Source organism: Streptomyces sp. NPDC058877, from assembly GCF_042742855.1.
Classification (GTDB): Bacteria; Actinomycetota; Actinomycetes; order Streptomycetales; family Streptomycetaceae; genus Streptomyces.
In genome coordinates this window covers 43,303-65,025 of sequence record NZ_JBHYMF010000015.1, presented here as the reverse complement: position 1 = coordinate 65,025, position 21,723 = coordinate 43,303, and the positions used below count along the sequence as shown (strand labels likewise).

Annotated in this window: 20 protein-coding genes and 1 pseudogene; 4 read left to right on the top strand and 17 right to left on the bottom strand. The window is 71.7% G+C overall.

All coding sequences use genetic code 11. The features are described from left to right. Positions 1-23 precede the first annotated feature (23 nt). Together ACFW2Y_RS06135 and ACFW2Y_RS06130 are read right to left on the bottom strand one after the other, a co-directional pair. Complete coding sequence (locus ACFW2Y_RS06135) at positions 24-326, bottom strand: transposase (RefSeq protein WP_384874230.1); 303 nt, start codon at positions 324-326, stop codon at positions 24-26. Between the two features lie 66 nt (positions 327-392). Then, a complete protein-coding gene (locus ACFW2Y_RS06130) occupies positions 393-1,532 on the bottom strand; it encodes an acyl-CoA dehydrogenase family protein (protein WP_384874215.1) in 1,140 nt (379 codons plus the stop codon). Between the two features lie 161 nt (positions 1,533-1,693). On the opposite strand from ACFW2Y_RS06130, the gene ACFW2Y_RS06125 reads away from it, so the two are divergent. After that, a complete protein-coding gene (locus ACFW2Y_RS06125; RefSeq protein WP_384874213.1) occupies positions 1,694-2,272 on the top strand; it encodes a TetR family transcriptional regulator in 579 nt (192 codons plus the stop codon). A gap of 358 nt (positions 2,273-2,630) precedes the next feature. Here ACFW2Y_RS06125 and ACFW2Y_RS06120 read toward each other — a convergent pair whose 3' ends face one another. The 3 genes from ACFW2Y_RS06120 to ACFW2Y_RS06110 form a co-directional block, all read right to left on the bottom strand. Further along, complete coding sequence (locus ACFW2Y_RS06120) at positions 2,631-3,362, bottom strand: HAD family hydrolase (RefSeq protein WP_384874210.1); 732 nt, start codon at positions 3,360-3,362, stop codon at positions 2,631-2,633. After that, on the bottom strand, positions 3,359-3,745 hold the full coding sequence (locus ACFW2Y_RS06115) for a LysR family transcriptional regulator (RefSeq protein WP_384874208.1): 387 nt from the start codon (positions 3,743-3,745) through the stop codon (positions 3,359-3,361). The genes ACFW2Y_RS06120 and ACFW2Y_RS06115 overlap by 4 nt, the downstream gene beginning before the upstream one ends. A gap of 66 nt (positions 3,746-3,811) precedes the next feature. Further along, positions 3,812-4,801, bottom strand: a complete 990-nt coding sequence (locus ACFW2Y_RS06110) for a ScbA/BarX family gamma-butyrolactone biosynthesis protein (RefSeq protein ID WP_384874205.1) — start codon at positions 4,799-4,801, stop codon at positions 3,812-3,814. 121 nt (positions 4,802-4,922) lie between these two features. On the opposite strand from ACFW2Y_RS06110, the gene ACFW2Y_RS06105 reads away from it, so the two are divergent. Continuing rightward, positions 4,923-5,525 (top strand): ScbR family autoregulator-binding transcription factor, encoded by a 603-nt coding sequence (locus ACFW2Y_RS06105; protein WP_384874202.1) that lies wholly within the window; start codon positions 4,923-4,925, stop codon positions 5,523-5,525. A gap of 94 nt (positions 5,526-5,619) precedes the next feature. Here ACFW2Y_RS06105 and ACFW2Y_RS06100 read toward each other — a convergent pair whose 3' ends face one another. The 9 genes and pseudogenes from ACFW2Y_RS06100 to ctaD form a co-directional block, all read right to left on the bottom strand. After that, positions 5,620-6,660: a DMT family transporter gene (locus tag ACFW2Y_RS06100; RefSeq protein WP_384874199.1), complete on the bottom strand. Its 1,041-nt coding sequence runs from the start codon at positions 6,658-6,660 to the stop codon at positions 5,620-5,622. Positions 6,661-6,825: 165 nt separating this feature from the next. Further along, positions 6,826-8,424, bottom strand: coding sequence for a class I adenylate-forming enzyme family protein (locus ACFW2Y_RS06095; RefSeq protein ID WP_384874196.1), 1,599 nt, complete (start codon positions 8,422-8,424; stop codon positions 6,826-6,828). A 28-nt stretch (positions 8,425-8,452) separates the two neighbouring features. After that, positions 8,453-10,111 (bottom strand): arginine decarboxylase, encoded by a 1,659-nt coding sequence (locus ACFW2Y_RS06090; RefSeq protein WP_384874193.1) that lies wholly within the window; start codon positions 10,109-10,111, stop codon positions 8,453-8,455. 123 nt (positions 10,112-10,234) lie between these two features. Next, positions 10,235-10,701, bottom strand: a pseudogene (locus ACFW2Y_RS06085) (relaxase domain-containing protein); the annotation flags it as partial. Positions 10,702-10,808: 107 nt separating this feature from the next. Then, a complete protein-coding gene (locus ACFW2Y_RS06080; RefSeq protein ID WP_384874190.1) occupies positions 10,809-11,096 on the bottom strand; it encodes a hypothetical protein in 288 nt (95 codons plus the stop codon). A gap of 590 nt (positions 11,097-11,686) precedes the next feature. Next, the gene (locus tag ACFW2Y_RS06075; RefSeq protein ID WP_384874187.1) at positions 11,687-12,820 is read right to left on the bottom strand and encodes an MFS transporter; all 1,134 of its coding nucleotides are present in this window, start codon (positions 12,818-12,820) and stop codon (positions 11,687-11,689) included. Between the two features lie 140 nt (positions 12,821-12,960). Further along, on the bottom strand, positions 12,961-14,283 hold the full coding sequence (locus ACFW2Y_RS06070; RefSeq protein WP_384874184.1) for a globin domain-containing protein: 1,323 nt from the start codon (positions 14,281-14,283) through the stop codon (positions 12,961-12,963). Positions 14,284-14,297: 14 nt separating this feature from the next. Then, positions 14,298-14,843: a hypothetical protein gene (locus tag ACFW2Y_RS06065; protein ID WP_384874181.1), complete on the bottom strand. Its 546-nt coding sequence runs from the start codon at positions 14,841-14,843 to the stop codon at positions 14,298-14,300. Beyond that, on the bottom strand, positions 14,840-16,576 hold the full coding sequence (ctaD, locus tag ACFW2Y_RS06060; RefSeq protein WP_384874178.1) for a cytochrome c oxidase subunit I: 1,737 nt from the start codon (positions 16,574-16,576) through the stop codon (positions 14,840-14,842). Before ctaD ends, ACFW2Y_RS06065 begins: the two co-directional genes overlap by 4 nt. Before the next feature lie 309 nt (positions 16,577-16,885). On the opposite strand from ctaD, the gene ACFW2Y_RS06055 reads away from it, so the two are divergent. Continuing rightward, entirely contained in the window at positions 16,886-18,631 is a 1,746-nt protein-coding gene (locus tag ACFW2Y_RS06055; RefSeq protein ID WP_384874176.1) for a GAF domain-containing protein, read from the top strand. Here the strand turns inward: ACFW2Y_RS06055 and ACFW2Y_RS06050 are convergent. The 3 genes from ACFW2Y_RS06050 to ACFW2Y_RS06040 form a co-directional block, all read right to left on the bottom strand. Next, positions 18,600-19,316, bottom strand: coding sequence for a response regulator (locus tag ACFW2Y_RS06050; RefSeq protein WP_384874227.1), 717 nt, complete (start codon positions 19,314-19,316; stop codon positions 18,600-18,602). The genes ACFW2Y_RS06055 and ACFW2Y_RS06050 overlap by 32 nt on opposite strands. Positions 19,317-19,721: 405 nt before the next feature. Then, positions 19,722-20,363: a vitamin K epoxide reductase family protein gene (locus tag ACFW2Y_RS06045; RefSeq protein ID WP_384874173.1), complete on the bottom strand. Its 642-nt coding sequence runs from the start codon at positions 20,361-20,363 to the stop codon at positions 19,722-19,724. Further along, the gene (locus tag ACFW2Y_RS06040) at positions 20,360-20,962 is read right to left on the bottom strand and encodes a hypothetical protein (protein WP_384874170.1); all 603 of its coding nucleotides are present in this window, start codon (positions 20,960-20,962) and stop codon (positions 20,360-20,362) included. Before ACFW2Y_RS06040 ends, ACFW2Y_RS06045 begins: the two co-directional genes overlap by 4 nt. Before the next feature lie 281 nt (positions 20,963-21,243). On the opposite strand from ACFW2Y_RS06040, the gene ACFW2Y_RS06035 reads away from it, so the two are divergent. Next, positions 21,244-21,693, top strand: coding sequence for a pyridoxamine 5'-phosphate oxidase family protein (locus ACFW2Y_RS06035; protein ID WP_384874224.1), 450 nt, complete (start codon positions 21,244-21,246; stop codon positions 21,691-21,693). Positions 21,694-21,723: the final 30 nt, after the last annotated feature.

Genomic DNA, 21,723 nt, shown 5'->3' with positions numbered 1-21,723 from the left:
TCGCGAAGAAGGCGTGGGCGGAGTCAACCGGTTGATGCAACAGCTGCCGCGAGCCTATCAGCGGGAGTTTCGAACCCGAGGGTCTGCCGGGGTCGGGTGTTCAGCTTGAGGGAAACGGCATCCTGGGCGGCGCGTGACTTCTTCACCCAGCCCCGCAGCGACTCCGAGCTGATCCCGAGCTCCCGGGCAACCTCGGTCGCCGTCCGCCCAGACGGCCTCACGGGCTCGATCTCGTCCCGCTTGCACTCCTCCGAGTACCGCTGTACTTGCTTCCCATCCGGCGCCGCTTCCTCTGGGCTCTCACGTCCCAGTCTCCAGACGTCCACGATCAAGGGGAAGCTTCATGACATGCATGCCCCCCCTTCACCTCGGTTCGACAGCTCTGGCGGACCTCAGGCCCCCGACGGGAAGACCGTCGCCGCGTAGGCGGCGGCTGCCGGGGCGGGCTGGAGGGCGGCGTGGGCGGCGATCGCGTGGATGTCGCGCCAGGCGCGCTCCAGGCCGCCGGTGACGAGGCCGCGGGCGCCGCCGGTGCGCATGAGGCGCTCCACCGCGCCGACGAGGAGGCCGACGGCGGCGGCCGCGTCGCGCTGGTTGAGAGCGGCATCGGCCGGGCCAGGGCCCGGGGCGTCGGCGCGGCGGGCGGCGGACTCCAGGAGCAGGCGGGCGGCGTCGATCTCGGCGGAGCAGCGGGCCAGGGCCTGTTGGACCGTCGGGTCGTCGGTGAGCGGCCGCCCGTCGGGGAGGCGGCGCAGGCCGACGAGGAGGGTCCAGGCGTCCAGGGCCCCGCGTGCCGCGCCGAGCGCGGGGGCGGCGAAGAGGAGGGCGGCGACCAGCTGGTACGGCACTCGGTGGCAGGGGGCCGCGTCGGCTTCGGCGACGCCAGTCACCAGGGCCTCGCGGAGGAAGGTGCGGTGCTCGGGCACGAAGACCCCGTCGACCGCGACGCTGTGGCTGCCGGTGGCGCGGAGCCCGACCGCGTCCCAGGTCCTGTGGATCGCCACCTGCGCACGCGGGACCGCCAGGACCCGGTACGCCGGGGCCCCGTCCCCCGAGTGGTCGAGGGAGGCGAGGAGGACCCAGTCGGCGTCCTCGACCCCGCTGGCGAAGGCCCACTCCCCCGACAGGGTCCAGCCGCCGGGCACCGGGGCGAGCCGGCCCGCCGGGGGCACGATCGCCGCCGCGATCCGCACGTCGGGCGAGTCGCCCCACAGGTCCCGCTGCCCCTCCACCGGCAGGTGCGCGGCGAGGCGGCCGTGGGCGGCGAGCAGCACCGCGCACCAGCCGGTGGATGCGCAGGCCGAGCCGACCCCGGCGACCGTGCCGAGCAGTTCGGCGAAGCCGCCGGCCGTACCGCCCCAGCCGCGGGGCACGAAGTGCCGGGCGAGGCCGGCGCCGGTCATCGCCCCGACGACCTCGGGGTGGAGCCGGCCGGTCCGCTCGGCCTCCTCGGCGTGGCGTGCGGCGGCGGCATGGAGGTGGCCGACCCCGAGCGGGGTGAGGGGGGCGGCAGGGGCGACGGGGGCGGTCATGACTCGTACTCCTTTACGTGGAGGTTCAGTGGTGGTGCTGATGCGACTAGAAAAAGATTCGATCTAGAAGGTATTTTCTGAGAGGCCGTCATGAAGGACATCGACGGCCGCTGAAGCTGATGGGAGGCGGACACTCGGTGAGGCAACAGGACAGAGCCCGCATGACCTATGACCTGGTCATCGGCGCGGCAGCCGCCGAGTTCGCCCTGCACGGATTCGCAGGGACGAACCTGGCCGACATCACGGCCCGCACCGGACTGACCAAAGGAGCCCTCTATGGACACTTCTCCTCGAAAGCCGATCTCGCCGGCGAACTGACCCGCTCCTTCGAAGCGGGCTGGGCCGACGCCCTCTCCACCGCCGCCGACGCGGCGGAGGACGGCGGTGCGGCTCTACCCGCCCTGCGGAGACTGCTCCTCGAACTCGCCCGTCGGGTGAACGAGGACCTGCCCTTCGCCGCCGGACTGCGCCTGGTCATGGACGCCGCCCGCGCCGAGGGAACCGTGCCCCTCCCCCTCGACAGGCTCTGCGAGGTTGTGGCGCTCCTCGTCCGCAAGAGCCAGGACGAGGGTTTCGTACACGCCGCCCACCCGCCCGACGTGCTGGCCCGACTGGCCGTGGCCCTCCTGGTCGGTGCCCTTGCCGTGGTGACGGCATCGGACGCGGCCGGTCCCGCAGAGCTGGTGAGCGAGGTGTGGGACGTCCTTGAGCCCGCCTTGTCGGGCTCAAGCGGCACTTGAGCGGGAGGAGCCACGATGGGGTCCGCATGCGGGAGGACGCATGCGGACCTCGCGCGATGTGGGGCTCACGCGGGTGGAACTCGTACACGTGGGGATTTGCGCAGCGTGGGGGCTTGCGCGGGTGGAACTCGTACGCGTGGAAACTCCTGGACCTGAGGACCTTGCGCACGTGGGGTCACGCAGGGGGGCCGGCGTCACGGGGCGCACGAGGGTGACGGCGCACGAATGTGACGGGGAGGCGCAGGGGTTGTGGAGTCGCTCCAGGCCATCGGAACCGCTGTGACGGCGGGCTCTCGAACGGGTGGGGCTCAGGTGACGGGCCGCGGCGGCGGGAAGGCCCGCGCCCGGATCCGGAGTCTCAAGCCGCTCGTGGCGCCAGGCTCCGCGCGGCCGCCGGGGCAGCGGCGGGGGTCGCCGGCGTGGGGCCGGGAAGCCAGGACCAGGCCGCCCGCTCCGAAGCCGGGGCGGAGATCGGTCCGTCGCCCACGAGGACGGGACGACCGACGGAGCGCAGCAGCGGCAGATCGCTCTCGTCGTCGGCGTACGCGAAACACTCCTCGGCGGCGAGGCCGAAGGCCGTCATGATCCGGCGGACGGCCTCGGCCTTGGCCTCGCCGATCATCGGTGGACCGGACAGCTCGCCGGTGAGCACCCCCTGAGAGGTCACCTCGGGCAGGGTGCACACCACGAGATCGGCGCCGACCTCCCGCGCCAGCGGGTCCAGGCAGGCGGAGAAGGCCCCGGAGACGAGGACGACCAGGTCACCGGCGTCGCGGTGTCGGCGAAGCGCCTCGTGCACGGGGGTGTGGAGCAGTCCGCCGGAGCGGGCCTCCTCGTACCACTCCCGGCCGCAGGCCTCCAGGTCGCCCAGGTGGCTGCCGACGAGGAAACGGAAGAAGGAACGGTTCACCTGCTCGCGGGGCGCGCCCTCGCGAATCTGGCGCTGGAGCGAGGCGCGCGCCGCGGCGAGCCTGCGGGCGGCCACTTCTCCGTGCCCCCAGTACCGGGCGATGAGGCAGCCCATGCTCTTGCAGGTGATCAGGGTCTCGTCCACGTCGAAGAACGCGGCCCGGACGGGAGCGATGCTCATGCTCTGCTCCCTCTGGCGGTGAGGGTGCCGTCCGTGAGACGGGCGTCGGCGAAGCGGCCGTTCGCACCGGCCGGCAGGGCCATCCGGCGGTCCGTCGCCGTGCGGCTCTTCGCCGGGGCGGGGGCGGGACCGGCGATCTCGTACTGCGCCGTCTCGACCAGTTCGAGGATCTGCTCAGCCAGCGGGCGCAGACGCGCGCCGGCCGGGGTGAGTTCCACGGAGCGGTTGCCGCGCCGCTGGAAGAGCGGGGCTCCCATGTCCTCCTCCAGGCCCTTGATCTGCGCGGTCACCGCGGGCTGGGAGTAGTGCAGGTTGTGGGCCGCGCGGGTGAAGCTGAGTTCCCGGGCCACTTCGCGGAAGGCCCGCAGGTGCTGGAGTTCCATCCTTCTGCCTTTCTACGCTCGTCCGTTCTTCCCCTGAACGTGCAGCTGGACGTCGTGTCCGCAGGGTCACCCGCAGCGGGCCACGGCCGTGGCGAGGACGCGGGTGCCCTGGGTGGCGGAGAGGCACACCCGGCCGTCCCCCGTCGACGTGGCTTCGACGGCCACGGCCTCGGCCAGCTCGCCGAAGACGGCGAAGTCGGCGTCCAGCGAGGCCAGCGCCACGCCTCCCGCCGCATGCCGGGCGGCCTGCCGGAACGCCTCCAGAAGGAGCATCCCGGGCACGTGGTCCGAGGGGTGCTCGAAGTAGCCGGGGTGCGTGGGGTCGACGTGCAACCGCCATTCCCCGCAGCCGGCGGGCAGGGTCCGCGCCTCCGCCACGGGTACGGGGCGCAGGACTCCCCGGTCGTCGTCGGCGCCCGAGGGGGCCCCGTGCGCGGAGGCCTCGCGGCCGGCCGGGCGGACGGTCTCGGCGGTCCGACCGCGCTGCCGGAGCCGCGCGTACCGGACGTCGTCGATGACGACGACCCCGGCGGAGGCGCGGGCGCACTCCCGGCCGCCGACCTCGATCACCATGTCGAAGCGGGCGTCGAAGCGGCGCGGGTTCCGTCCCCCGACGGGCGTCACGACCTTGACGTCCAGGACCGCCGCGAGCGGACCGCTGCCGACCCGGAGGGCGGCCGGATCGCTGATGTGCAGCGACAGCGCCTTGAAGATGAAGTGGTGGCCGAGCGGTACGTCGTGGAAGCGGTGGCTCAGGAAGATGCCGGCCTGGCGTACGGTCTCGACGAGGAGCATGAAGTCGCACTGCCCGGTCCTCTCCGGGCGGTACAACGCGTGGTTCCGGGGCAGTTGGGCGCCCACCAGGAAGCGGTCGGCCCCGGCCTCGGTCGCGTCGGTGAGGAAGACCTCCGTCACCGAGGCGCGGTGCACGAACCGGCGGGAGATCGTGCGGTCGAAGCCCAGGCCTTCCTTGGCGTCCCGGATCAGGGACTCCAAGGACTCGACGGACGCGAGCCGGTCGACCGTTAACGCGGTCTGGAACACACCGATGGACATCCTTATCCCCCTCAAGGTGAAGCATCGTGGCGGCGAAGGGCCTCCGTGGCCCCTCGACAGCAAGAAATATACCTTCGAGAATGTATATTGCAAGGCGTAGGAACAAGAGAGGCGGACAGGCATGGCAACCACCCAAAGCGAGCCGAAACAGGAACGCGCCCGACGCACGAAGAGCCACATCCTCCAGTCGGCGGCCGAGCTCTTCGCCGAGCGCGGCTACGCGACCGTGACCCTGCAGGACGTGGCCGAACGGGCTGAGATGACCAAGGGAGCGGTGTACTTCCACTACACGAACAAGGAGGCCCTGGCCGTCGCCGTCGTGCAGAAGCACTACGCGCGCTGGCCCGAGATCCTCAAGGGCGCCGAGGGCATCCACGCGAAGCCGTTCGACGTGCTCACCGCCGTCCTCGACACGGTCACCCAGGCGTTCGCGCGGGACATCGTCGTCCAGGCCGGCGCCCGGCTCCAGATCGAGCGGGCCCTCATCGACGCCGAGCTCCCCGAGCCGTACGTGGGCTGGGAGGACTACCTCACCCGGCTCATCACGGAAGCACGCGACGCGGGTGAACTGCGGGAGGGAGTGGAACCCCGTGCGGCGGCCCGGGTCCTGGTCGCCGCTTTCTTCGGCATGCAGCACATCTCGGACGTCCTCAGCCGGCGCAAGGACCTCGTCCAGCGGCACGAGGAGCTGCGGAGCGTCCTCCTCGACGGGATCCGCCGCTGACCAGCCGCGTGTCCGCCGCAGGAAAACGGAGTACGGCGTGGCCTCCCACGAGTGCGGGAGGCCACGCCGTACGTGTGCAGCGGGTCGGAACCGGTCAGGACCTGCTGCCCGAGGCGACGGGCGCCGGAGCAGAAGCGGAACTCGTCGCGGAGGGGGAACCGGAACCCGAACCGGAGGTCACGACCGGGGTCGGCGCGGCCGCGGCCTTGGCGGCGACCTTGCGCAGGTACAGGTTGTTGAAGACCAGCGCCGCCGCCGTGAGCGAGGCGCCGACGATCTGCATGCCGGCCGGGACGACACCGGTCAGGGCGGAGATCACGAAGGCCGTGATCGGCACGACGTCCATGAAGAGGACGCCGTTGAGCGGGCCGAGGTAGCGGTTGCCGAAGTTCCAGCCGAGGACACCGACGAAGCCGGCGATGACGCTCATGTAGGCGAGCTGCGGCAGGATCGAGCCCACGGCACCGGCCGCCGGGACCGGGACGCCGCCGGAGGCCAGGATGATCGCCGTGATCACGGCGGCGGAGGCGAGACCGAGGACCGTGGTGATGGCCGTGTACTTGATCGGGGACCAGGTCGGGAAGTAGCTCGCACCCGAGGTGTAGACGACCCAGCACAGGGCGGCGAAGAGCAGCAGCGCGTCGGCGCCGGCCGTCTTCGGGTCGGCGATCAGCGAGCCGATGTCACCGTCGGAGACGACGAGGATGGTGCCGACGAAGGACATCGCGATGAAGACGAGCGAGAACTTCGGCGGGACGACCTTCTTCAGCACCCAGTTCACCAGGAAGCCCATCATGGGCATGGTCGCCATCATGATCGAGGCGTTCAGCGCACCGCGCTCGCCGATCAGGTCCTGTCCGAAGAAGACCAGGAACTGGAAGCCCGCGAAGCCGGCCGTGCCGAACAGCCAGGCCAGACCGATGCGTTCGCCCTTGAGGCGCAGCCCCGCCCTGCCCTCCCGGATCCGGAGGAAGACCAGGAACATCGCACCGGCGATGGTGTAGCGCATCACCGTGAAGGTGAAGGGGTCGATGTGCTTCAGGGTGGAGTCCATGAGGGGGAACATCGCGCCCCAGGACACCGTGGCCAGGAGGCAGAGGAGAACGCCTCGCGTGTACGTGTTCTGACTGTTCATGAGTCTTCCTGTCGGGCCTGAGGAGGCCGGGAGTGGGAGGTGGGGGAAGGAGGGGCGTGGCCGGGTCCTGCGGAGGAGGCGAGGCACCCGGCCCGGGGGGTGGCGTGAGGGGTCGGCTCCGGCCTACTCCGGGCGCGGGTCGACCCCGGCCGGCTCCGGCGCGGGTCAGACCCCGGCCGGCTCCGGTGCGCGGGACTCCGCGGGCTCGATGTCGAGCAGCGGCAGGACCGACTCCAGGAGCTGGGCGGCCCGGACCTTGCCGGTCGGGCTGTACGGGATGGCGTCGACGGGGACGACGTACGCCGGAAGGCAGGGCACCCGGCGGGTGCAGGCGGCGCTGACCGCCCGGTACCCGCTCTCCTGCCGCTCGGGCGCGACCGGGGTGAAGGGCACCACGAGCACCTCGCCGACATCGGGCAGGCGCGTCCGCAGGACAGCGGTCTCCCGGACGCAGGGAAGGTCCATCAAGTCGGCTTCGAGACCGAAGATGTTGACGTCGAGCGGCTTGCCCGCCTCGGCCTTGGCGACACCGTCGTTGCGACCGGTGAGTTCGAGCCGGCCCGCCTCGTCGACGAGCCCGCTGTCACCGGTGAGCAGGAAGCGCTGCGTACGGCCGCCGTAGTCGAGCGTCATGAAGTCGGGCTCGCTCGTCGCGTAACTGTCCATCAGCTGATAGCTGGCGATGGCGACCCGGCCCCGGCTGCCCTTCGGCAGCGGCCTGCCGTCGGTGTCGAGGACGACGACGGTGTTGCCGGGCATGGGGCGGCCCGAGCGGCAGGGCGCCACGTGCAGCTCCTCGGGGCCGATCATGACGTTCACGCCGGTCTCGGTCGTCCCGTAGTAGAGGTGGAGCACCGGACCAAGCCGGTCCCAGGCGTTGTTGATGACCCATCGGTTGAGGTGTCTGCCGCCGGAGAGCACGAAGTGCAGGCGGGAGGTCTTGTGCAGGTGCTCCGACTTCGGGTGGGCGACGACCCGGGCCAGGACGGGCGGCACCATGAGGGTGGTGGAGACGCCCTCGTCCTGGATGATGCGGATGAGCTCATCGGCGTCGTCGTACGGGCCGAGGACGACGGTGCCGCCCAGGGTGAGGAAGATGCGCGCCCAGCCCGGCCCGGAGGCATGGTAGAGCGGCACGGTGACGAGGTGGACGTCCTCTTCGTCGAAGGCGTACTGGTCGACGAGGTCGGCGAAGCGGCGGGCCTCGAAGGAGGTGCGGCGGACGACCATCTTGGGGACGCCGCTGGTGCCGGAGGTGAAGGAGAAGGCCTCGAAGGGCTGCTCCACCGGCTGCGGGTCGCCCGGCGCCGACACGAGGAGGTCGACGAAGCTGACGGAGACGGTCTGGCCGTCGGGCAGGCCCACGGGCTCGCTGTCGATGGATATGTCGAGGATGTCCCTGCCGTTCGGCCAGCCGCACTCCTCGACGAGGGCCCGGTGGGCCCGCGAGGTGATCACGACGGTCGGCTCCAGCTGGTCGAGCGCGGCGGTGGTGGCGACCGGCCCCGCGGTGTAGTCGAGTCCGACGCAGGGGATGCCGAGGGAGCTGACGGCGGCCATGGAGACCACGAGCTCCCAGCTGTTCTCGGCGAGGAAGACCGCGCGGGCGGGCCGGGCCTCGGGCAGCAGGTCCTGGATGGCGCAGGCCACCCGGCTGACCTTGTCGGCGAAGCTCGCCCAGGTCATGCGGGTCTCACCGTCGACGACGGCGACGCGCTGGGGCCAGCGGGCGGCGTGCTTGCGGATGTCCGCGATCTTGATCATGAGTTCCCCCTCGGGATCGGTGGGCGGATCAGCTGGTGGCGGCGGTGGCGGCGGCGCTGACGGTGGCCGCGGTGGTGCTGGTGGCGGCGATCGCGGCGGCGGCGCCGGCGAGCTGCCGGGCGGTGGGCTTCTCACCGGTCAGGTGGTCGGCGGTGGCCGGCACGGAGCCGGTGGCGGCGGCCTGGACGGCGAGTTCACGGGCGGAGACGGTGGGGTTCCGCAGCGTGTAGATCTCGCAGCCGCTGGAGCGCAGCTCGTCGATGTGACTGAGCGTCCGCTCGCAGAGCTTCTCGCCGGGCACCGTGATGGGGATGCCGGGCGGGTAGGCGATGATGAAGTGCTCGGAGGTGCCCGTGGACAGGGCCGCGGAGGCGCTCCGGTAGGTGCGCTGGATGGTGCGCAGGGCGTCCAGCAGGCGCAGCAGGGTGGCCTCGTCCACGCCGATGTGGATGTGGAAGAGGACGGCGTCGCCGCTCTCCCTCGCCACGTACAGCGCGTACTCGTCGAAGAGCATCCGGCGGAAGTCGGCCGCCGTGATGCCGAGGGCACTGATGTCGACGAGGACCCGGGTGGGGTCGTCGCTGACGAGCTGCGCGGCGTCGGCGAGGTGGCCGTCGGGGCCGAGCGGGCGGTACGCGGAGAGCCGCGGGTCGGTGGCGAGTTCGACGCGCAGGGTGCTGGCGAGCCCGAGGGAGCGACCGAGGAGCGCCTCGCCCTCGGTCTCGGCCTGGAGCCGGGCCAGGTCCAGGCTGGCGAGCACGGGCCAGCTGGGCGAGGTGGTGTGGTGCTGGAAGAGGGCCTGTGCGGTGCGCTCCTGGGCCTCGCCGTCGCCGATGAGGTGCAGGTAGGAACCCTGGCGGAGCGCCGACATCGACTTGTGCGCGGAGTGGGTGACGGCCACGTTCAGGGCGAAGCGGGGATCGGCGGCGCGCAGCGTCTCGACGGCGTGCAGGGCGGTGAGCGGGCGCAGCCGGGGGTGGAAGCGGTGGGCGGCGCCCCAGGCCTCGTCGACCAGGACGGAGACGGTGGGGTGGACGGCGGCGAGTTCGGCGAGGACGGTCGGCAGGTCGTACCGCACGCCGTCGTAGGAGACGGCGGAGAGGACGACGGTGTCGAAGGGCCGGCCCTCGGCGGCGGCGGCGCGGAACATCTCCAGGAGCCGGGGGAGGTCGGCGTACGTCCGGGGGCAGCCGTCACAGCAGCGCTGCATGGGGGCGTACGCGACCTGGACGCCGAGCGAGTTGAGGGCGAAGTGCACCGACTGGTGGCAGGAGCGGTCCGCGAGGACCCGGGAGCCGGGCTGGGTCAGCGCGGTCAGGGCGACCCGGTTGGCGGTGCTCGTGCCGGCGGAGAGGAAGAAGGTGGCGTCGGCGCCGAAGCTGCGGGTCGCGAGGCGCTGGGCCTCGCGGAGCGGGCCCCGGGGCCGGAAGAAGGAGTCGAGCATCGTGCCGCTGTAGGACACGTCGGCCGCGAGCTGCGCGACGCCGAAGAGCGCCTCGTAGGTCTCCCGCATGTGGGAGTCGCGGATAGACCGGCCGTGCGAGAGGGGCAGCGCGTGGAACGTGGCGATGTCACGTCGGGCGACTGCCAGCACGGCATCGGCGAGGGGGGTCCTGCCGTCCGGGTGGGCCCCGGAGTGAGTCGGCAGTGAAGCCGACTCCGGAGTGGAGCTGGTGGATGCGGTCATGGACCCATGAAATAAAAACCTTTGCGAAGGTATCAACTGTCATCAGTGACGCTGATGGACGGCCGGGCCACTCCCCCGGCCGACCTGCGGCAATGACGACGCCCCCTAACCAACGGCCCGCCCCGGCCGCACCCGCGACAACACCGCCGCGGCTGCCGCCCGCGCCCACTCGGCGAGTCGACAGACGGTGCAGGCGCCGAACGCGGTGATCGCCGAGGCACGCCGCCACATCCGCAAATCGGTCAGCGACAGCAGCTCGGTGCGCTTGGGCGGACGGCTCTGGTCGGCGGCCTGGCGGGCCAACGCGTAGCTGGCCCGCTCCCCCGGCGCGTGCCCCTGCTCCTCCTCGTACCGGGCGGTGAGGATGGCCAGCGCGTCCTCGATCTACTGGCGGCGGGTCGGCTGCCAGCCGATGAGCCGCCGGTCGATGCCCGCGACGTCCCTCACGGGTCGGCGGCCCGGGGTCGCCTCACGCGGCTCCCACAACCCACCCGAGCCGGGCGGTCACCTCCTCCATGAAGTAGAAGGGTGTCGGCGGCGACGATGTGGGTCATCAGCGAGCCGGCCGGCAGGTCGCCCCACTTCCCGCCGTACGGCTGGCCTTGTCGAGCAGTAGGGGGTTCTGGCACAGATCTTGGGAACCGTCGCGGAGAGTGACGACTTTGTTCGATTGCGGGGGGCACGAGTCCGAGGCCCGTCAGCGTTCACGCGTTCTGGTCCACCACCAGCCGAACACCGCCAACTCGATGTGGTGGGGTTCCGGCAAGGTGCGGCGCTCGAATTCCGCGTCGATGCGCGCGATCAGCCGTCCCAAGTCCCTTTGGGCTCCGGAAGGGAGGCGCAGCACCGCCTGCTCCAGATCGTCACGAGCGTCTTCCACCTCCATCCCGGGCGAACAGGCCTCGGAGGCGTTCAGGTAGCGACCAGACCGCTTGAAGGCCCACTCGAAGCGAGAGAGCGCAATCGCGACCGCGTTGGGCTGCATCTCCTGGTCTTCGACCCGGCGGATCGCTGCACGAGTCCGCGCGGAGACGCCGGGGACCCTCAGGACCGGATACTGCCATCGTGGCCGCCACCGCTCTGCACGGACGGCCTTGGGACGCCTACGCGGCATCGCCCTTTCGGATCAACATGAGGTCATCCTGCCACGGCTGGGCACCTGCCTGGGCCTGGATCCGCATGTCCGCCGCAGCCGGTGTCCCTGCCTCTCGGTTCTGGCGCAGATCTTGAGTGGCGTCTCGGAGTGCCATGGGAGCAGGATCAGTTTGCGCAGGAGTACGAATCCGGCCCGACCGTAGAGCTGTCGCTTGATCTTCTTGATGCGGTTGACGGCGCCCTCGATGCTGCCCGAGCTCCAGTCGAACAGCTCGGCCGCCCGCACACGCCGGGCCTCAGCCAACTACGGCCGTGCCAAAGGAGGAACAACAGGCGAAGACTTCAAAGACACCGCGCCAGGGTCCCACCGACACAGCCGCCACACCCACGAAACCAACGAAAAGACCAGTAAGACGCCGGTGTGTTCGTGGTGGTCCGGTCGGTCGTGCCGGCGGACCACCGGGGCCGTCCGGTCGGTCCTCAGGGCACGGAGGTCGCCCGACGGTCCCGTACGGCCGGGACGAGGGCCAGCGACATCAGGGCGGCGGTGACCACGAAGGCCCATGGATAGCCGGTCTGAGCGGCGAGCACCCCGAAGCCGACGGCCCCGGCGCCCATGCCCGCGTCGAACGCGAGGTTCCACAGGGCGCTGACCGTGCCGTAGCCGGACAGCGGGACACGGGCGTACATCAAGGTCAGTGTGACGTTCTGGGTGATTCCGAAGCCGATGCCGAACAGCGCCACCCCGACGACGACGGCGACCGGGCTCCGGGTCAGGGCAGTGAGCAGCGTTCCCGCGACTGCGACGGCAAGGCCGGGCAGCAGCAGTGTGGCCTGGCCGTGACGGTCCCCGTACCGTCCGGCGACCCAACGGGCCCCCGTGGAGGTCGCCGACTGGCCGAACAGGGCCATTGCGATGACGCCTGCCGAGGCCGACGGGACGGCGAGGGGAAGGAAGGTGACGATGATTCCGGCGGCGAGGGCGGTGGCCGCGAAGACCACCGCGGGCCGGAGGAGCGCCGCCGTGCGGAATCCTTCCGTCATGCCGATCGACGGCCCGGGGGTGGGTTCCCGGTCCGGCAGGCCCGGCACGGACAGCACCGCCACGAGCGAAGCGACGGCTCCGGCCGCGAAGACCGGCCCGTACCCCACGTGCGCCGCGAGCCACACGCCCAGTGGCAGCGCCACCAACGCGGGCACCCCGGTCACGATGCCGACCAGCGCGAGGCCCTCGCCGCGACGTTCGGGCGGAACGAGCGACGCCGTCAGTGCACCCCCCGCGACGACCGTGCACGCGAAGCCCAGACCACGCAGCACACAGACCGCCGTGATCCAGAGGGCGCCTCCTTTGACGATCAGCACCAACGCGGGCGCGCCGAGGAGCACCAGTCCGATCCCCAGGACCAGACGGTAGCCGAAGCGGGAGACGAAGCGGGGGGTCAGCACCTCGCCCCCGACCGTGGCCAACAGCAGCGCGCCCGTGGCGAGCCCGGCGACACCGCCGTGGTGTCCGGTGCTCGCCTCGGCGTAAAGGGGGACCACTGACAGGAGCAGGTAGAAGCTCGTCGCGGCACCGATGATCGAGACGAAGCGGAGCAAGAGGGGCCGCGTCACCAACCGCGGTCGTGACGGACTTGCCCCACCCGAGCGCGCGTTGGTCATCCTGGTCATGCGGCCACGCTAGAGGCCCGACGGGGCTCCCGTAAGATCCGTTTCCACGCTCACGGGGGCATCGTTTCCGGGCGCACGGGGCATCAGCGGGCCCTGGCCCCCAACGGCCTGCGGCGCACTGCCGGCGACAACGGGTCCGGCAAGCGGTCCGCGGGCGTCCTCCCCGTCGTCTGGTCGATCGGATCGTGGCGGATGCGGTCCGCCGGCATTCCCCTCGCCGTGAGGCGCCGCACGGTGGCGGCGACCATGGCCGGTGGACCGCTCACATAGGCGAGGTGGCCGGACCAGTCGGTGTGTCGGGCCACCACGGCGGCGATCGAGGCCTCCTCATCGGTGCCGAGGCCCTCACCGACCACCGGGACGACGCGCAGCCAGGGGTGGCGCGTCTCCAGCTCGGCGAGGGAGGCCGTGTCGTACAGGTCGTCCAAGGTCCGGGCGCCGAGGAACAGATGGGCGCGCCGATGCCCCGAACGACGTACGGCGAGGTCGTCGAGCAGCGCCTTGGCAGTGGCCCAGCCGGTTCCGCCGGCCACGATCAGCACGTCACCGGGGGGAGCGTCGTCCAGCGTCATGGCCCCCTGTGCCGGTCCGAGCCGCAGCCGGTCGCCGACCCCGGTGCGGGCCACCAGTGCGTCGCTGACCCCGTCCGGCCCGGTACGACGGACGTGGAACTCCAACTCCCCGTCCTCCCGGGGTGCGCAGGCAACGGAGTACGGCCGCCACGCCTGCGGCAGCAGCGGGGATTCGAGCCGGGCGTACTGCCCCGCCCGGTAGGGGAACGGTTCCGCGGTGCGGACCCGGAGGACGGCGACGTCGGGGCCGCGCACCTCGTGTTCCGTCACCGTCGCGTTCCAGTAGGCGGGCTCGGCCAGGGCCTCGCGCGCCCCGTCGACCATGGCGGCGACGGCGAACCTCACCATGCGCACCCAGGCCCACTCGGCCTCCTCGGCCCAGCGGTCGCCCGCACTGCGGCGGAGGGCCGTGACGAGTGCCTCCTCGAACACCTCGAAGTGCACCGGCCGCACGCCCAACTTGCGGTGGTCCCGCCCCAGCCGGGCGCAGAACCCGGCCACCTCGTCCGGCCGGTCCAGGTTCTCGATCAAGTACCAGAAGGCCCGCTCCAGATGGGCCCGCTGGAAGTCCATCGATTCAGGGAACAACCCGCGCAAATAAGGGTGTTGCTCGAACATTGCCCGGTAGAGGCGGTCGATGAGGTCACTGAAGGGCGTCACCAGGGGCAGGTACCGCCTGATCACCTCCTGGTCTCCGGCCCCGTCGTAGAAGTCCCCGGACTCCACCGGCCTTTCCGCTCCCCCCGGTCGGAGCAAGCGCTCCCGGAGCCGCATCGCGTCCTGGCGCGCGAGGAGCGCATGGTACTCGTCGTACGTCTCGCCTGTGGTGCTCACGTGCTGGTTCTCTCCTACTGCCGTGCCTGCCGCGGCTCCGCCCCGGCCCCGGCGCAGTCTGGCACCGCCGGCCCGCCGGCGTCCGGCCCCATCGGGCAGGGCCGTTCGGCCCTTTCCTCCGCCGTGCCCGCCCGTACCGGAGTGATCAAGAGCAGGGCGAGAACCACGGCTGCGGCCAGTGCAGCAACGGTTCTGCGGGCGAAGGCGTACGGCTCGGGGCGAGGGGACGCCCGGGGCGGGGTGGGGGCCAGGGCCGCCCAGCAGACCGCGTCCTCCCGCTCCTCGCGCCGGCGCCGTACCGCCGCGCCGACCCGCACCGTGACGCTGGCGGCAGCACCGGCCACCACCCCCGCGAGCACCAGCGGGCCGGGGGCTCCTGCCAAGAGCAGCAGGGCGGTCACGGCGGCCGTGGCCCAACCGGTGACGCACGCCGTCGCGGCCAGGCGGCGGGAGGCGGGACGGTCGGCTCCCGCACGCAGGTCGACGAGTGCCGGAACGTACCAGACGCACCCGGAGGCGGTCACGGCACCGATGCCCAGGGCGAACACGGCGGCGGTCACCGGGGCGTCACCGTCTCGTCGGCGGGGCGCTCGACGCCGTGCGCGGACCGGTCCTCGGGGTGTCCAGCGGGCTCGTCCGCGGGCCGGTCGGGGGACTGGTTCTCCAACCGGTCGACGGCCGCGATCTCGGGGTGGTGCAGGTCGAACGCCGGGGATTCGGAGCGGATCCGCGGCAGGGTGAGGAAGTTGTGCCGCGGCGGCGGGCAGGAGGTCGCCCACTCCAGCGAGCGGCCGTAGCCCCACGGGTCGTCGACCTCGACCTTCTTGCCATACCGGCCGGTCTTCCAGACGTTGTAGAAGAACGGCAGGAAGGAGAGGCCGAGGAGGAAGGAACCCACGGTGGAGACGGTGTTGAGCGTGGTGAAGCCGTCGGCGTCCAGGTAGTCGGCGTAGCGGCGCGGCATGCCCTCGGCGCCGAGCCAGTGCTGCACCAGGAAGGTGGCGTGGAAGCCCACCGTGAGGGTCCAGAAGGTGATCTTGCCGAGCCGCTCGTCGAGCATCTTGCCGGTGAACTTCGGCCACCAGAAGTGGAAGCCGGCGAACATCGCGTACACGACGGTGCCGAACAGGGTGTAGTGGAAGTGCGCCACGACGAAGTACGAGTCGGAGACGTGGAAGTCCATCGGGGGCGAGGCCAGGATGACGCCGGTCAGACCACCGAAGGTGAAGGTCATGAGGAAGCCGACGGCCCAGAGCATCGGGGTCTCGAAGGACAGGGAGCCCTTCCACATCGTTCCGATCCAGTTGAAGAACTTCACGCCGGTCGGTACGGCGATGAGGAACGTCATGAAGGAGAAGAACGGGAGGAGCACGCCACCGGTGACGTACATGTGGTGCGCCCACACGGTCACGGACAGACCGGCGATCGCGATCGTCGCGGCCACCAGGCCGATGTAGCCGAACATCGGCTTGCGGCTGAAGACCGGGATGACCTCGGAGATGATGCCGAAGAACGGTAGGGCCAGGATGTAGACCTCTGGGTGTCCGAAGAACCAGAAGAGGTGTTGCCAGAGCAGGGCCCCGCCGTTGGCCGCGTCGAAGACGTGGGAGCCGAACTTCCGGTCGCATTCGAGGGCGAAGAGGGCCGCCGCCAGGACCGGGAAGACCATCAGCACGAGCAGGGACGTGAGGAGCACGTTCCAGGTGAAGATCGGCATCCGGAACATCGTCATGCCCGGAGCGCGCATGCAGATGATCGTGGTGATGAAGTTGACCGCACCGGCGATCGACCCGAAGCCCGACAGGGCGACGCCCATGATCCACAGGTCGGCTCCGAGGCCGGGCGAGTGGACGGCGTCCGAGAGCGGCGCGTAGAGGAACCAGCCGAAGTCCGCGGCCCCGCCGGGCGTGAGGAAACCGCCGGCGGCGATCAGCGAGCCGAAGAGGTAGAGCCAGTACGCCAGCATGTTCAGCCGCGGGAACGCCACGTCGGGCGCGCCGATCTGCAGCGGCATGATCCAGTTCGCGAATCCGGTGAACAGCGGCATCGCGAAGAGCAGCAACATGATCGAGCCGTGCATCGTGAACGCCTGGTTGAACTGCTCGTTCGACATGATCTGCGTACCGGGGCGCGCCAGCTCGGCACGCATCATCAGGGCCATGACACCCCCGATGACGAAGAAGAAGAGGGCGGAGCAGAGGTAGAGCGTGCCGATCTGCTTGTGGTCGGTGGTCGTCAGCCACCCCACCCACGAGGGTCGGGCCGGTCGGACCGGGTCCCCTCCGGTGGGCATCGGGGGACGGTGCTCCCCTGTCCTGGTCTGCATGCTGCGTGCCTCGTCCACCGGACGACGACCTCCACTTCCGCGTGTGTTGCCGATGGGCCGGGAAGCGTCCTCACACGGGGGATGTCCGGAGCCGCTTCCCGGCCGCCGACACATGATCGTCGGAGGGTGCCCGGGGCCCGATAGAGCCGAACAGTCCTCCCGCTCACCGGGGCGCAGGGCCGAACGGCCCTCACCCCCGGCTCCTTCGCGCACGTACGCTGCCGGGAACACGCCCGTTCCGGACGGACCCCTCCCTCACGAGAGCCGACAGCACGCATGTCTGACACCACGCCGCACGCGCGCCAGCCCTGGCCCCGCATCGACGTGCCGGACCGGATGCACGGCCTGCTCGCCGCCGTGCTGGACCTCGGTCGGGACCTCGAACTCCCGCAGGTGCTGAGGAGCATCGTGGAGGCGGCCGTCAGCCTCACCGACGCCGAGTACGGGGCGCTCGGCGTCATCGACGACCGGCAGAAGCTCTCCCAGTTCCTACCGGTGGGCATGGCCGAGGAGCTGGTGGCGCGGATCGGTCCCGCGCCCTGCGGCCACGGCATCCTCGGCGAGCTCATCGGCAATCCGATACCGCTGAGACTCACCGATCTCACCCGTCACCCCAGCAGTTTCGGCTTCCCCCCGCACCATCCGCCGATGCGCACGTTCCTGGGCGCACCGATCCGGGTGCGGGACCAGGTCTTCGGCAACATCTACCTGACCGAGAAACGGGGTGGCGGCGTCTTCGACGCCGATGACGAGGCGGTGCTCACGACGCTGTCCACGGCGGCGGGCGTCGCCATCGACAACGCCCGCCTGTACCACGACAGCCGGCGCCGGGAGCACCGGCTCGAAGCGCTGGGCGAGATCACCCGGGCCCTGCTCGCGGGCACCGACACCGACGAGGTGCTGCGCCTGATCGCCCAGCGGGCCATGGAGGTGGCCGACGCCGATCTCGCCGCGGTGCTGCTGCCGGCCGTACCGGCAGGGGACCTGACCGTGCGCGTGGCGCACGGCGACGCCGCCGAGCGGGTCCGTGGCGCCGTTCTGCCGGCGTCCGGCTCGCTCGCGGGCCTCGCGGCGAGCGTCCGCGGACCGGTCGTCACGACGGACGTGCGCACCGACCCCCGCGCCCTGTCGCTCGGCGAGGGAAGGGTCGGGGAGGAGCACGGTCCCGTGGTGGCCGTGCCGCTCCCCGTGGACGACTCCGTCTGCGGAGCCCTGCGGTTGAGCCGGAGGGCCGGGCGACAGGGCTTCGACGCCGCCGAGACCCTGCTGATCAGCGGTTTCGCGGACCAAGCGGCGATCGCCCTCGAACTCGCCGGGCGGCGGGCCGAGTCCGAGGAACTGGCCGTCCTGCACGACCGCGACCGCATCGCCCGTGACCTGCACGACGTCGCCATTCAGCGGCTGTTCGCGACGGGCATGACGCTGCAGAGCGCCACGCGGGTCATCGAGCATCCCGGAGCCGCGGAGCGGGTCGCCCGTGCCGTGGACGACCTCGACACCACCATCCAGATCATTCGCTCGACGATCCTCCAACTGCGGACGAGCGATGACGACCGCACCGGGAACGGGCTGCGCCGCCGCATGGCCGAAACGATTCGCCTGGCCTCTCAGCACATGGGCTTCACACCGTCGTTGCGCATCCTGGGGCCGGTCGACACCGGTGTCCACGAGGCGCTCGCCGAGCACGTCCTGGCGGTGACGGCGGAGGCCCTGAGCAATACGGCCCGGCACGCCCGTGCGGGACGGTCCGACGTGCTGCTCTCGGTCCCGGACCCGGCCGATCACCTCGTGCTGACGATCACCGACGACGGCATCGGGCTCGGGACGGTCACCCCGACCGGCGGACTGCTCAACATGGGCTCGCGTGCCGCGCAGTGCCGGGGCGCGTTCCGGCTGGAAGCGCCCCCGGAGGGCGGCACGCGGATCGTCTGGAGCGCTCCCCTGTCCGTCGACGGAGCGCGTCGCGCCTCGGCGGGGAGGGCCCCCTGCGTCACGGGGGATTCCCCTGCTGCGGCTCCCTGAGCCGTTCGGCGATCATCGCCGCCTGGATCCGCCGCCCCACTCCCAGCTTGCCGAGGATCGACGACACCCGGTTCTTCACCGTCTTCTCGGCGAGGAACAAGCGCTCGCCGATCTGTCGGTTGGTGAGACCCAGGCCGATGAGGTCGAGGATCTCCAGCTCACGGGGCGAGAGCCGGTCGAGCTCGCCGGGTGCGGGCGTCTCGGGCACCGGCTCGGGGCCCCGTATCCGGTCCATCACGCGGCTCGTCATCCGGGGGTCGAGGAGCGACCTGCCCGTCGCCACCGTACGGACGGCGGCGACGAGGTCGGAGCCGCCGATCTGCTTCAGCACGTAACCGGCAGCGCCGGCCATGATGGCGTCGAACAGGGCCTCGTCGTCGTCGAAGGACGTCAGCATCAGGCAGGCCAGTTCCGGCATCTGGGCCCGGAGTTCCCGGCACACCTCGACCCTCTCGTGGTCACCGCCGGTCGCACCGCCGAGGCGGACGTCCAGCACGGCGACGTCCGGTCGCGTCGCGGGAATGCGGGCGAGCGCCTCGCGGGCATCGGCGGCCTCGCCGACCACCACGATGTCGGGCTCGGCTTCGAGCAGGTCGCGCACGCCCCGACGGACGACCTCGTGGTCGTCGAGCAGGAAGACCCGCACCGGTGTGGCCGACGGGGCGGTGGAGTGACCGTCGGTCAGCACGGAGCACCTCCTCGGGACTCACGTGCGTCGACGCGCCCGCGGGATGCCGCCGACGTGCGGGGCGAACGGGCGATGAGCGCCGCACGGGCGATCGGAGAAAAGAGAGGGGGCTTCACCGGGTACTCCTGGGCAGGGACAACACGGCCGCCACGACGGCGGCTTCGCGACCGCGCCGAAGCCCGGCCGCCTGCGGAACGGGCGTCAGTATGGCACCGGCTCCCGGGAGCCGAAGGGCCCTGGTCGGGCAGGGTCGTTCGGCCCTGGCGGGCCGGGGGCGGCACGTGGTCGACTCGCCGCTGCGACCCGGGGTGCCGCCCCCGTTGCGACCCGGCCGTCCCCCGGGTCCCCGGCGGGCACTCCCGGGCCGCAGCGGCCCGTCCCCCGCGGGCTGGCCCTGCCGGCTCACACCGTCCCCCGTCCGTAGTCCCAGAAGCGGGTGACGACCAGCAGGAGCACGCTCGCGCACCACACCGCCGGTACCACCCAGTGGAATTCGGCCACCCCCGCGACCAGCACCCTCGGTGCGCGCACGATGCCATGGGCAAGGTTGTGCACCGTCGTGTACCAGAACATGACGATCGTCGTCGCCCAGGCCAGACAGCACCACAGGCACAGCGCACCGATCTCGTACAGGGCCCGGGTCATGAGCCACATGCAGAAGCCCACGCCGAGCAGCGTCCCGAGATGGAGCGCGCGCCAGAACCAGGGGCGGTAGCGGGCACCGGCGAGCACGCCGGCCCCGACCGCGATGACGACGGCGTACCCGACGAGGCCGAGCATGGGAGGGGGGAAACCGAAGGAGGAGGCCTGCTCGCTGCGCATCACGTCCGTGCAGGAGAGCACCGGACCGAGGTTGCAGACCGGTTGGAACCCGGGGTCCTGGAGCAGAAGGAACCCGTCGAGCGTGAGCACGAACGAGGCGAGGGCGCCGAGCGCCCCGGTGACGAGCAGGATCCACCCGAAGCCGCGACCGGCTCCGACCGCACCATCGGCCGGAGCGGTCCGTCGGGGGGCGGTGCCGGCTTCGCGCCGGGCTCCGATCACCGGAGGCCCCCCTCTTGGCGGGCGGGCCGGGGAACGGTGGCGTTGCGGTGCGCCGTACGGCCGGGAAAGGTCCCCCGCAGCGCTCCGGGCCGGTTCGCTCCGCGTCGTGCGCCCGCGCGGCCCGGCATCGGGGCGACGGCCGCACGGGACGCATCCGCCGGCCACACCACCTCCACCGGCACGCCCCGCGCCCGCGCATAGGCGACCATGTGCGCCGTGGCGTCGACCCCGTTGGACGGCGAGCCGTCCCACACCGCCAGGAGCCGCCCGCACTGGGTGATCAGCTTCTCGTCGGCGCTGATGCAGGCGTCGCGGTCGCCCGGGTCGTAGGGGAGCAGGCGCACCTCCTCGGCAAGGGCCGTCACTTCCCGGGCCGGCCCGAGGGAGGGCGGCGGCAGTGCCGCGGGAAGCGCCTGCCGTGCGGGCAGGAGGACGACGAGCCGCCGGCCCGAAGCCCTCACGGCGCGTCCGAAGGCGGCTGCCAGCCCGGATCCGGCCCGCACCAGGCCGGGCGCCGTGTCCCCGAGACGCTCCAGGCGCACGCGCAGTTCGCGCTCCACGACCTCCAGCGTGTCCGGGGGCAAGTCGGCATGCCCCACCGCCGCGATCATCGATTCGCCTCGCTTCCTCGCCCTCCGGGCGCACGTCCGTGGCTCCGTGACCGACCGGTTCGTTCCGGTCCGATCGGGCCGGGGTTCAGTGAAGCGGGCCTGCTCGCCGGGTCGACAGGGGCCGAACGGCCCTTCCAGGCCGCGGCCGCGTGCCCTGTACTGAGGGACACCGGGGCCGTCCGCCCCGTCCCGCGCCGACCGGGTGACCGACGGCCGCGACACCACCGACCCCCCGGGAAGGCACCGTGTACGACGAGGCAGTCCACGACGTGAAGGAGCCGTCGAGCGAAGCCGGCGCGGTCCCGCGGCGACGCATCGTCGAGCTGGACCCCGGCGAGGCCCTACGGCTCCTCTCCCGCACCCCCCTCGGCCGGATCGTCTTCACTCGGCACGCGCTGCCCGCGATCCGCCCCGTCCACCACCTCGTGGATGCCGGTGAGATCATCGTCCGCACCCACGAGGAAGCCGCGCTCACCACGCGCACCCGGGAGGCCGGCGCCTGCGGGGTGGTCGTCGCGTACGAGGCCGACGAGATCGACCTCGTCACCCGTCTCGGCTGGAGCGTCGTGGTGACCGGCTACTGCACGGTGGTGACGGACCCGCAGGAGGCGGCCCGCTACAAGGCGATGCTCCACCCCTGGACCGACCAGCACTTGGACCGGGTCATCCGGATCCGTCCCGACCTGGTCACCGGCATCCGGCTCGCCCCCGGCGACTGAACGCCCCTGCCCGTGCGAACGCTCCGGGCC